7 protein-coding genes are annotated in these 11,171 nt (G+C 71.5%); 5 read left to right on the forward strand and 2 right to left on the reverse strand.

Features of this window, described 5'->3' with window-relative positions; genetic code table 11:
- The first annotated feature begins 253 nt into the window (after positions 1-253).
- The gene (locus AB0D44_RS33320; protein WP_362598319.1) at positions 254-1,216 is read left to right on the forward strand and encodes a hypothetical protein; all 963 of its coding nucleotides are present in this window, start codon (positions 254-256) and stop codon (positions 1,214-1,216) included.
- Here the strand turns inward: AB0D44_RS33320 and AB0D44_RS33325 are convergent.
- Together AB0D44_RS33325 and AB0D44_RS33330 are read right to left on the reverse strand one after the other, a co-directional pair.
- Positions 1,192-2,082 (reverse strand): pyridoxamine 5'-phosphate oxidase family protein, encoded by an 891-nt coding sequence (locus AB0D44_RS33325; protein ID WP_362598321.1) that lies wholly within the window; start codon positions 2,080-2,082, stop codon positions 1,192-1,194. The genes AB0D44_RS33320 and AB0D44_RS33325 overlap by 25 nt on opposite strands.
- Complete coding sequence (locus AB0D44_RS33330) at positions 2,082-2,540, reverse strand: VOC family protein (protein WP_362598324.1); 459 nt, start codon at positions 2,538-2,540, stop codon at positions 2,082-2,084. Before AB0D44_RS33330 ends, AB0D44_RS33325 begins: the two co-directional genes overlap by 1 nt.
- A 121-nt stretch (positions 2,541-2,661) precedes the next feature.
- Here AB0D44_RS33330 and AB0D44_RS33335 point away from each other — a divergent pair, with 121 nt between their 5' ends.
- From AB0D44_RS33335 to pepN, 4 genes are all read left to right on the forward strand, one after another.
- Positions 2,662-3,222 carry a CGNR zinc finger domain-containing protein gene (locus tag AB0D44_RS33335; protein WP_362598327.1) on the forward strand — a complete coding sequence of 187 codons (561 nt, stop codon included), beginning with the start codon at positions 2,662-2,664 and terminating at the stop codon, positions 3,220-3,222.
- A 273-nt stretch (positions 3,223-3,495) separates the two neighbouring features.
- Entirely contained in the window at positions 3,496-6,819 is a 3,324-nt protein-coding gene (locus tag AB0D44_RS33340; RefSeq protein WP_362598329.1) for a S8 family serine peptidase, read from the forward strand.
- Positions 6,820-7,189: 370 nt separating this feature from the next.
- On the forward strand, positions 7,190-8,218 hold the full coding sequence (locus AB0D44_RS33345; RefSeq protein WP_362598332.1) for an aspartate-semialdehyde dehydrogenase: 1,029 nt from the start codon (positions 7,190-7,192) through the stop codon (positions 8,216-8,218).
- Positions 8,219-8,484: 266 nt separating this feature from the next.
- The gene (gene pepN, locus AB0D44_RS33350) at positions 8,485-11,058 is read left to right on the forward strand and encodes an aminopeptidase N (RefSeq protein ID WP_362598335.1); all 2,574 of its coding nucleotides are present in this window, start codon (positions 8,485-8,487) and stop codon (positions 11,056-11,058) included.
- Positions 11,059-11,171 lie beyond the last annotated feature (113 nt).

The following is an 11,171-nucleotide window of genomic DNA, read 5'->3' on the forward strand; positions in this document are numbered from 1 at the left end:
CGCCCCCCTGCGCCGGCGGGGCTGCATGCCCCGCGGGGCAATTCCAGCCCCGCCGGCGTTCGAGGCGCGGGGTCTGGGGCGGAGCCCCAGCAGCGGCGCCGCACCCGGGCGCGTACAGGAGCCCGTCGGGCCTGGTCACCGGCGGAGCCCATCGGCAGTCGAACGCCCGTACTTTAGCCCCGGCTTGTCCCGATTTGCCGACGGCCATGTAACAGGGGTTAGCGAGGCCATGGCCTGAGGGAATCACCGCGTCATGAACCACAACGCACCCCTCCCCCTCGCCCACCTCACCGGCAGCCGCCCCCGCGTGCTGACCCTGGCGCAGCTGCGCGAGCACGGAGTGACCGCCTCCGACGCCGCCGAGCGCCCCTGGCAGCAGATCCTGCCGGGGGTGTTCCTGCTCCACTCGGGCCCCGCGACCAGCGAGGAGCGGCTGCACGCCGCGCTCCTGTACGCGGGGCGGCGCGGCAACGGTGAGGCCATGATCACCGGGCTGGCGGCGCTCGCCCTCTACCGGTTCACCTCCGCGCCCGCGTTGCTCGCCCTCTCCCACATCGACGTCCTGGTGCCCGGCACCCGGCGCCTGCGCTCCACCGGTGACGTGCGGATCGTGCGCACCCACACCCCGCCCCGGCCCCAGGAGGTGACCGGGCTGCCGGTGGCGCCCGTCGCGCGGGCCGTCGCCGACGCCGTCGCCCAGCTCGACGACGCCGGCACCGTACGCCGCCTGCTCAGCGAGGCCGTCCGCAGCGGACACTGCGAACCGGCTGCCGTCGTGAGGGAGCTGACGGTGGCCCGGCTGCTGAACCGCCCGCACGTGGTCGACGCCGTCGAGTCGCTGCTCGCCGAGGGCCGCGCCATCGCCGAGGACCGGCTCTACCACCTCGTACGGGGCTACGACCTCCCCGAGCCCGTCTGGAACGTGGACCTGCGCCTGCCCGGCGGCCCGCACCTCGGCGGGGTCGACGCGTTCTGGCCCGAGCACTCCGTCGCCGTGGAGATCGACACCCGCGCCCCGCGCCAGGGCGAGGACGAGCAGTGGTCCGAGTGCGTCCGCAAGCGCGAGACCCTGGAGCGGCTCGGGGTGACCGTCATCCACATCACCCCGCGCAAGCTGCGCGACTGGCCCGAGCAGCAGGCCGCGGTCGTCCGGACCGCCCTGGCGGCGTCCGGCGACCGCGAACCCGCCTCCTATCTGGTCGTGCTCCCCAGGTGAGGCGAGTACTCCGGGGCGCTCCACCGCAGCCGCCCCGGATGCAGACTCTCCACCACCGATTCCACGCGGAAGCGGACGCGCCGCTCCCCGTCCGCCCCGAACTCCGTCCGTGCCCGGCCGCTGAGCTGGAGCAGCGCCCCGCTCTCCCAGTCCGGGAAGAGCAGCCCGGCCCGCGGGTCGGCCGCCAGGTTCCCCAGGGTGAGGAACATGGCGTTGCCCGCGTAGTCCGGCCAGCTCAGCTCTGCAGGCGAGGACACCTCCACGAAGCCCGGCAGCCCGCCCCGGTGGCTGGCGTCGGCCCCGTCCGCCTCCGCCGTGGTGGCGACGAAGAAGGTGTCGGCGGCGCGCACGGCCCGCTCCTGGCCGGGGGTCAGCGCCTCCCCGCGCCGTACGACACCGGCCCCCTCGTCCACCCGGTCCAGCGGCTGCCGCTGCTGCAGGTACTTGGGACAGTTGGAGAACACCTGCTCGGCGCGCACGGCGAAGCCGCGCCCGGTCGGCTCGAGGGTCCCGTTCAGCCTCATCCGGCGCCGGGTGCGCGGGTCGAGCGCGAGGGTGCCGACGCGGGTCCCGGCGGTGGCCAGCGCCTCCTCCAGCGGGTCGCCCGCCGGCAGTCCCCCGGCGACCGTGATCCGGTCCGGTCCGGTGGCCCGTACGAAACCGGGCGCCCCGGTGAGCAGCGAGGCCCACATCCGGCCCGCGCCGTCGGCGGCGCCGACGACCAGGTGGGGCTGGAGCCCCAGGAACGCCGCGGCGACGTCCCGGATGCCGGTGCCGATCGAGCGGCCGACGTGCTCGGCCAGGTCCCGTACGCCGACCCGCTCCTGCACGGACAGCGGGCCTGCGTGGTACGCGGCGCTGCTCACTAGAAGAATCCGCAGGTCGGCGCCCCCGCGACAGGGGCGGAAGAGCCTTCGGCGCCGGTGGGTACGGAGATCTCCAGGCGGGTGCCGTCGGGGTCGTGGAAGAAGATGCCGCCGGAGGCCGCCCCCTCGCTGTGGGCGACGACGCCCTCGTAGGCGAACTCCACGCCCAGCGACCTCAGGCGCTCCTCGTACGCGCGCACCTCCTCGACGGCGCCGGCCGAGAGCGCGAGGTGGTGCAGTCCGGCCGAGGCCGGGGCGAAGGCGCCGTCGGCCTGCTGCCACAGGGTGAGGACCAGCTCGCCGTCCTGGCCGAGGAAGGCGAAGCGGCGCCCCTCCTCCTTGCCCTCTCCCAGCACCCGGAAGCCGAGGGCGTCCCGGTAGAAGGCGAGCGAGCGGTCCAGATCGGTGACGTTCAGGCCCACGTGGCCGGTGCGGAGCTTGCTGATGGCGCTCGTCATGGCAGTACCTTCCCCAGAGGATCTAACCTTCTAAAGATAAGTTAGCGGTTAGACATGGAGCCGTCAACCGGTCACGTACCCTTGAAGGGTTAGCGGCGGGGCGGCGGGAAGGTTCGGAGACATGACGGCGGCGGACCCACGACCCCTGACCGGGGAGCCGGTCGCCCTCGACCTGCTGAACACCCGCTGGGCCGGCGACGGCGGACCGTTCGACCTCTTCGCGGGGGCCGCCGGGCTGTCCCGGATCGAAGGGCTCGCCGTGTGGCTGGAGAGCACCGGCCTGGCGGGCCGCTTCCGTGCGGACGCCCCGACCCTCGTCCACCTGCTGACCGCCCGCGAGGCCCTGGCCCGCGCGGTGGCCGATCCGGCCGACGCGAGCGCGCGGGCCCTGGTCGACGCGGTACTGGAGCACGGCCGCATCCGGCCCACCCTGACCGCCGAAGGCATCGGCGAGCGGACCGAATTCGACGACCGGACCTGGGGTCCGGCGTGGACGGCCGCCCGCAACTACCTGGAACTGCTGGGCTCCGCGCCCGACCGGATCCGCAAGTGCGCCTCCGAGACCTGCGTCCTGCACTTCCACGACGTCTCGCGCAACGGCACCCGGCGTTGGTGCTCGATGGCCGCCTGCGGAAACCGGGCGAAGGCCTCCCGACACTACGCGCGCACGCGCGAGCGCTGAAACGCCGAAAGTTGTCACACCCGGTCCGGCGTCGAGCCGTGCCTCACCCCTGACGCACGGTCGGGAAGTCTACAAATCCACTCTTCAGCCCCTGTGGTTCGTCCCGTTCTGCCCCGGTACGGCCTCGATGGCGTAGGTCGCACGCTGGCGAGAGTCCGCCATGGCAGGTCTCGGTCAATGACAAGACTCCCCAAAGACCTTGCTCTTAGGCAAAGCTGACCGGTCATCCGGCACCGAAATCCGGACCGTATCTTTCACTTACCAGGGATGCTGATGACCCTCGAATCCCCCAGTTCCATACCCGGGGCCAGACGCGTAGCGCGCGTCGCGGCTGCGGCCGGCCTGGTCGCCGCCCTCGCGGCCACCGGTGCGGCGCCCGCGATCGCCGCGACCGGCGCCGACAAGCCGGGCACCAACCCCGCGGTCAAGTCCGCGGACCAGAAGCTCGGTTCGGCCGACGCCGAGCTGCTCCAGGAGGCCAAGGCCAAGGGTGACGCCAACGTCACCGTCATGGTCGCGACCGCCCCCGGCCAGACCAAGCAGGTGGCCGACCAGCTCGACGCCGTCCCGGGCGCCTCCGTGGGCCAGACGTACGACAAGCTCGGCTACGTCCGCGCCACCCTGCCCACCGGCCGGGCGGAGGCCGCGCTGAAGGCGGCCGCCAAGCTGTCCTCGGTGCACGGCATCGACCTGCGGCACGAGATCCAGCTGCCGGACCCGCGCCCCGAAGCCGGCCGGGATGCCGGAGCGGTCCAGCGGAGCGCGGCGCAGACGTACGCGGCGCCGGACAAGAACACCCCGGCGAAGAACCCGTACAACCCGTCCTTCGAGACCGGCGCCGTGGACTTCGTGGAGAAGAACCCGCAGGCCGACGGCCGTGGCGTGACCATCGGCATCATGGACTCGGGCGTCGACCTCGGCCACCCGGCCCTGCAGAAGACCACCACCGGCGAGCGCAAGATCGTCGACTGGGTGACGGCAACCGATCCGATCGCCGACGGGGACGCCACCTGGCGCGCCCAGATCACCCCCGTGACCGCCGCCGGCGGCAGCTTCACCGCGGGCGGGGCGAGCTGGAAGGCCCCCGAGGGCAGCTTCCAGTGGAGCCGTTTCAGCGAGTCGATCACCGCCAACGGCGACATGAAGGGCGACGTCAACCGGGACGGGGACACCACCGACCGGTTCGGCATGCTCTACGACGTCGCGGCCGGCACCGTCCGCGTCGACACCGACCAGGACAACGACTTCACGAACAACGAGCCGATGAAGCCGTACAAGGACGGCTACCAGATCGGCTACTTCGGCACGGACAACCCGGCGACCGACGTCGCCGAGCGCATCCCGTTCGTGATCGAGATCCGCAAGGACGTCCCGATGGACCCGCTGGGCGGTGACTGGGTCGGCAAGAAGGCCGACTTCGTCAACATCGGCATCATCGAGTCCGAGCACGGCACGCACGTCGCCGGCATCACCGCCGCCCACAGCCTCTTCGGCGGCAAGATGAACGGCGAGGCGCCGGGCGCCAAGCTCGTCTCCTCGCGCGCCTGCTCCTGGTCCGGCGGCTGCACCAACATCGCGCTGACCGAGGGCATGATCGACCTCGTCGTCAACCGCGGCGTGGACATCGTCAACATGTCCATCGGCGGCCTGCCCGCGCTGAACGACGGCAACAACGCCCGTTCGGAGCTCTACCGGAACCTCATCGACACCTACGGCGTCCAGCTGGTCATCTCGGCCGGCAACTCGGGCCCGGGCGTCAACACCATCGGCGACCCCTCCCTCGCGGACAAGGTCGTCTCCGTGGGCGCGGCGGTCTCCAAGGAGACCTGGGCCGCCAACTACGGCTCCGGCGTGGCGACGAAGTACAACATGTTCCCGTTCTCCTCGCGCGGTCCGCGTGAGGACGGCGGCTTCACGCCGACCATCACCGCCCCCGGCGCCTCGATCAACACCATCCAGACCTGGCTGCCCGGCGCGCCGGTGAAGGAGGCCGGGTACGACCTGCCGGCCGGCTACGGCATGCTGCAGGGCACCTCGATGTCCTCCCCGCAGGCGGCGGGCGCCAGCGCCCTGCTGATCTCGGCGGCCAAGCAGCAGAACATCAAGCTGACCCCGGCTGCCCTGCGGGTCGCGCTCACCAGCTCGGCCAAGAAGATCGACAACGTCCCGGCGCACGCGCAGGGTTCGGGTCTGATCGACGTCCCCGGCGCGTGGGAGTCCATCCAGCGCGACGCGAAGGCGAACGAGTTCACGGTCAAGGCGCCGGTCGACACCGCGATCGACCAGTTCCTCAAGACCCCCGGCTTCGGCACCGGCCTGTACGACCGCGAGGGCGGTCTCAAGGTCGGCCAGAAGAAGGTCTACAACGTCGTCGTCACCCGCACCACGGGCGTCAAGTACGGCACCCGGCACGACCTGACCTGGCGCAACAACGACGGCACCTTCAAGGTCATCGGCGGCTACGACTACGTCACCCTGCCGCTGAACAAGCCCGTCACCATCAAGGTCGAGGCCAACGCCAAGACGGCCGGCGTCCACAGCGGCATCCTGCAGCTGGACGACGAGACCACCGAGGGCATCGACAAGCAGATCCTGACGACCGTGGTCGCCGCCTCCCCGCTGGCCTCGCCGTCCTTCGCGCTCTCGGATACCTCCTCCGTGCAGCGCAACAGCCACAAGTCGTACTTCGTGACCGTCCCGCAGGGCGCGAAGAGCCTCGAGGTCGCCCTCGGCGGTCTCGCGGCGGGCAGCCAGACCCGCTTCATCGCGATCCACCCGTACGGTGTGCCGGTCGACCCGACGTCCACGGTCAACTGCTACCCGAACTACGACAACCCGGCCAACACCTGCCGCCCCGACGTGCGCTCGTACCCCGAGCCCACCCCGGGCGTCTGGGAGATCGAGGTCGAGTCGCGCCGCACGTCGCCGCTGCTCGACAACCCGTACAAGCTGGACGTCTCCGTGCTCGGCGCGGCCTTCGACCCCGCGGTCAAGGTCCTGCCCGAGGTGAAGCAGGGCACCCCGGCTCCGGTCCAGTGGAGCGTCAAGAACGACGGCGCGGCCATCACCGGCGGCAAGCTCCAGGGCGGTCCGCTGGGCTCCGCGAAGGTCGCCAAGCCGACCATCGCCAACGGTGAGACCCACACCACCGAGGTCACGGTCGCCGAGGGCACCTCGCGCCTCGACGTCTCCATCGGCAAGGTGTCCGACACCGCGGCCGACCTCGACCTCGAGGTCTACAAGGACGGCGTCAAGGTCGGCTCCGCCGCCGACGGCGACTCCGAGGAGGCCGTGAGCCTGGTGAACCCGGCCGCGGGCACCTACACCGTCAAGGTGATCGGCTACGCGGTCCCGTCCGGCTCCACCACGTACGACTACCGCGACGTGTTCTTCTCGGCCGCCCTGGGCTCCGTCCAGGTCGACGAGGCCGCCGCGGTGAACCTCGCCACCGGCGCCACGGCGCAGGTCTCGGCGAACGTCCTGGTCAGCGCCGCTGCCCCCGAGGGCCGGCAGTTCTTCGGCCAGGTCCAGCTGCTGAACGCCCGCGGCACCGCCGCCGGCACCGGCAGCGTGCAGATCGAGAAGGTCCTGCCGTAACGCGCGTACCGCGCGTGACGGTGTGACCGCATGACGACGGAGGGGCCGGTGCTCTCGCAGCACCGGCCCCTTCGCGCTGCCCCAGCCCGTGCGCGGAGCAGGGCTCCCCCGGTGGTTCTCCCCGCGTCAGGTGCTGCGGTCTGCGGACGGCGCGGTTCGGATTCCGGACTCCGCAGAACGGCGGCCAACCGGCTGTGACCTGCCGAAACGGCTGATCAGGGGCGTCGCAACAGGCCCGCCGTACACTCGCCACGGGAGTTCTCATTCAGGACACCGTCCGTTCCTCGGACAATGGATTGGACAAGGCTCGTGGGGTCGAACGCATGATGGCTTCACGCGCGCCCGCGTCGTACGTACTGAAGGAGTCACCGTGAGGGTCGGAATCGTCGGAGCCACCGGACAGGTCGGCGGAGTCATGCGCGGCATCCTCGCCGAGCGGAAGTTCCCGGTGGACGAGCTGCGGCTGTTCGCCTCGGCCCGTTCGGCCGGCTCGACCCTCGAGTGGGAGGGCCGGGAGATCACCGTCGAGGACGCCTCCACGGCCGACTACTCCGGCCTGGACATCGTGCTCTTCTCCGCGGGCGGCGCCACGTCCAAGGCCCTCGCCGAGAAGGTCGCCTCGCAGGGCGCCGTGGTGATCGACAACTCCTCCGCCTGGCGCAAGGACCCCGAGGTCCCCCTCGTGGTCTCCGAGGTCAACCCGCACGCGATCAAGAACCGCCCCAAGGGCATCATCGCGAACCCGAACTGCACCACCATGGCCGCGATGCCGGTCCTGCGCCCGCTGCACGAAGAGGCCGGCCTGTCCGCGATGATCGCCACCACCTACCAGGCCGTGTCCGGCTCGGGCCTGGCCGGTGTCGCCGAGCTCAAGGGCCAGGCCTGCGCGGTCTCCGAGGCCGCCGACCAGCTGACCTTCGACGGGGGCGCGGTGGAGTTCCCCGAGCCGGCCGTCTACAAGCGGCCCATCGCCTACAACGTGGTGCCGCTCGCGGGCTCGATCGTGGACGACGGCTCCTTCGAGACCGACGAGGAGCAGAAGCTCCGCAACGAGTCCCGCAAGATCCTGGAGATCCCGGAGCTCAAGGTCTCCGGCACCTGCGTGCGCGTGCCCGTCTTCGCCGGCCACTCGCTCCAGATCAACGCCCGCTTCGACCGCCCGATCAGCGTGGAGCGCGCCTACGAGCTGCTGAAGGACGCTCCGGGCGTCGAGCTGTCGGAGATCCCGACCCCCCTCCAGGCCGCGGGCCGCGACGCCTCGTACGTGGGCCGCATCCGCGCCGACGAGACCGTCGACAACGGCCTCGCGCTGTTCCTGTCGAACGACAACCTGCGCAAGGGCGCGGCCCTGAACGCGGTCCAGATCGCCGAGCTCGTGGCCGAGGAGCTGCGCGGCTGATCCCGCTCGCACGGGGAAGAGGGGCGGCACTCCACGGTGCCGCCCCTCTCCTGTGTGTCAGGGCCTGCGCACCCCCTGGAAGCGGACGCGGCCGCCGCGTACGGGACGAGCGCGATCCGCCCCGCGGCCGTACTCGGCCGCGGGGCCGTGGGCCCGGTCCGGCGGCTGCGCGACGTCGAGCTCTGGCGCACGCGGTATCCGCGGGCGGGGGCGAGGCCCGTCGTGGAAGGATGGGCCGGAACGTCACCATCAAAGGAGATGACCGCGTGCCAGGCACGAATCTCACCCGTGAAGAGGCCCAGGAGCGGGCGAAGCTGCTCACCGTCGACTCGTACGAGGTCGAACTCGATCTCAGCGGCGCGCAGGAGGGCGGCACCTACCCCTCCGTGACCACCGTGCGCTTCCGGTCGACCGAGGCCGGGGCCGAGACCTTCATCGACCTGGTCGCCCCGGCCGTGCACGAGGTCGTTCTGAACGGCAAGGCGCTCGACGTCGCCGCCGTCTTCCGGGACTCGCGCATCGCCCTGAAGCACCTGGCCGCCGGGGACAACGAGCTCCGGGTCGTCGCCGACTGCGCGTACACCAACACCGGCGAGGGCCTGCACCGCTTCGTCGACCCGGTCGACCAGCAGGCCTACCTCTACACCCAGTTCGAGGTGCCGGACGCGCGGCGGGTCTTCGCCAGCTTCGAGCAGCCCGACCTGAAGGCCACCTTCCAGTTCACCGTGACGGCCCCCGAGGGCTGGACGGTCATCTCGAACTCGCCGACGCCGGAGCCGAAGGACCGGGTGTGGGCGTTCGAGCCGACCCCGCGCATCTCCTCGTACATCACCGCGCTGATCGCCGGCCCGTACCACGCCGTGCACAGCTCCTACGAGGGGCCGGACGGGCAGTCCGTGCCGCTCGGCATCTACTGCCGGCCCTCGCTCGCCGAGTTCCTCGACGCGGACGCGATCTTCGAGGTCACCCGGCAGGGCTTCGACTGGTTCCAGGAGAAGTTCGCCTACGCCTACCCCTTCGCCAAGTACGACCAGCTCTTCGTCCCGGAGTTCAACGCGGGCGCCATGGAGAACGCGGGCGCGGTCACCATCCGCGACCAGTACGTCTTCCGATCGAAGGTGACGGACGCGGCGTACGAGACGCGCGCCGAGACGATCCTGCACGAGCTCGCGCACATGTGGTTCGGCGACCTGGTGACCATGGAGTGGTGGAACGACCTGTGGCTGAACGAGTCGTTCGCCACCTACACCTCGATCGCCTGCCAGGCGGACGCCGAGGGCTCGAAGTGGCCGCACGCGTGGACCACGTTCGCGAACTCCATGAAGACCTGGGCGTACCGGCAGGACCAGCTGCCGTCCACGCACCCGATCATGGCGGACATCCGCGACCTCGACGACGTGATGGTCAACTTCGACGGGATCACGTACGCCAAGGGCGCCTCGGTGCTCAAGCAGCTCGTCGCCTACGTCGGCACGGACGCCTTCTTCAAGGGCGTGCAGGCGTACTTCAAGGCGCACGCCTTCGGGAACACGCGCCTGTCCGACCTGCTGGGCGCCCTGGAGGAGACCTCGGGCCGTGACCTGACCGCCTGGTCGAAGGCGTGGCTGGAGACCGCCGGCATCAACGTCCTGCGTCCGCAGATCGAGGCCGACGCGAACGGTACGGTCACCGCCTTCGCGATCCGCCAGGAGGCCCCGGCGCTCCCGGCGGGCGCCAAGGGCGAGCCGGTCCTGCGCCCGCACCGCATCGCGGTCGGCCTGTACGAGCTCCAGGACGGCAGCCTCGTGCGCACCGACCGGATCGAGCTGGACATCGACGGTCCGCTGACGGCGGTGCCGGAGCTGGTGGGCCGCACCCGCCCGGCCGTCGTGCTGCTGAACGACGACGACCTGTCGTACGCGAAGGTCCGCCTGGACGAGGTCTCCCTCGCCAACGTCACCGCCCACCTGGGCGACTTCACGCAGTCGCTGCCGCGGGCACTGTGCTGGGCCTCGGCCTGGGACATGACGCGGGACGGCGAGCTGGCCACCCGCGACTACCTCGCGCTGGTGCTGTCCGGCATCGGCAAGGAGTCCGACATCGGCGTCGTCCAGACGCTGCAACGCCAGGTGAAGCTGGCCCTCGACCTGTACGCCGCCCCGGCATGGCGCGAGGAGGGCCTGGCGATCTGGACCGGGGCAACGCTGGAGCACCTGCGCGCGGCCGCGCCGGGCAGCGACCACCAGCTGGCCTGGGCGCGCGCCTTCGCGGCCACGGCCCGTACCGAGGAGCAGCTGGCCTACCTGTCGGCGCTGCTCGACGGGTCGGCCGTGATCGAGGGCCTGGCCGTCGACACGGAGCTGCGGTGGACGTTCCTGGAGCGGCTGGTCGCGACGGGCGTGGCCGACGAGCCGGCCATCGCGGCCGAGCTGGAGCGGGACTCCACGGCTGCCGGCGAGCGCCACGCGGCGACCTGCCGGGCGGCGCGGCCGACGGCGCAGGCCAAGGCCGAGGCGTGGGCTTCGGTGGTGGAGGCCGATGACCTGCCGAACGCGGTGCAGGAGGCGGTGATCGGGGGCTTCGTCCAGGCCGACCAGCGCGAGCTGCTGGCCCCGTACACCGAGAAGTACTTCGCGGCGGTCAAGCAGGTCTGGGAGACCCGCAGCCACGAGATCGCCCAGCAGATCGCGGTGGGCCTGTACCCGGCGCTCGCGGTCTCCCCGCAGACCCTGGCCGCGACGGACGCCTGGCTGGCGTCGGCCGACCCGAACGCGGCCCTGCGCCGCCTGGTCTCGGAGTCCCGCTCGGGCGTGGAGCGTGCGCTGAAGGCCCAGGCGGCCGACGCGGCCGCCGGTTCCTGACCGGTCCCGCACCCCGGACGCTTCCGGCAGGACGGCCTCCGAACCGCCGCCGATCACCGCAAGGGTGACCGCTGCCACGACCACGACCAGCGCGATCATCAAGAAGAAGAACA

It is taken from the genome of Streptomyces sp. NPDC048349 (assembly GCF_040651925.1).
Classification (GTDB): domain Bacteria; phylum Actinomycetota; class Actinomycetes; order Streptomycetales; family Streptomycetaceae; genus Streptomyces.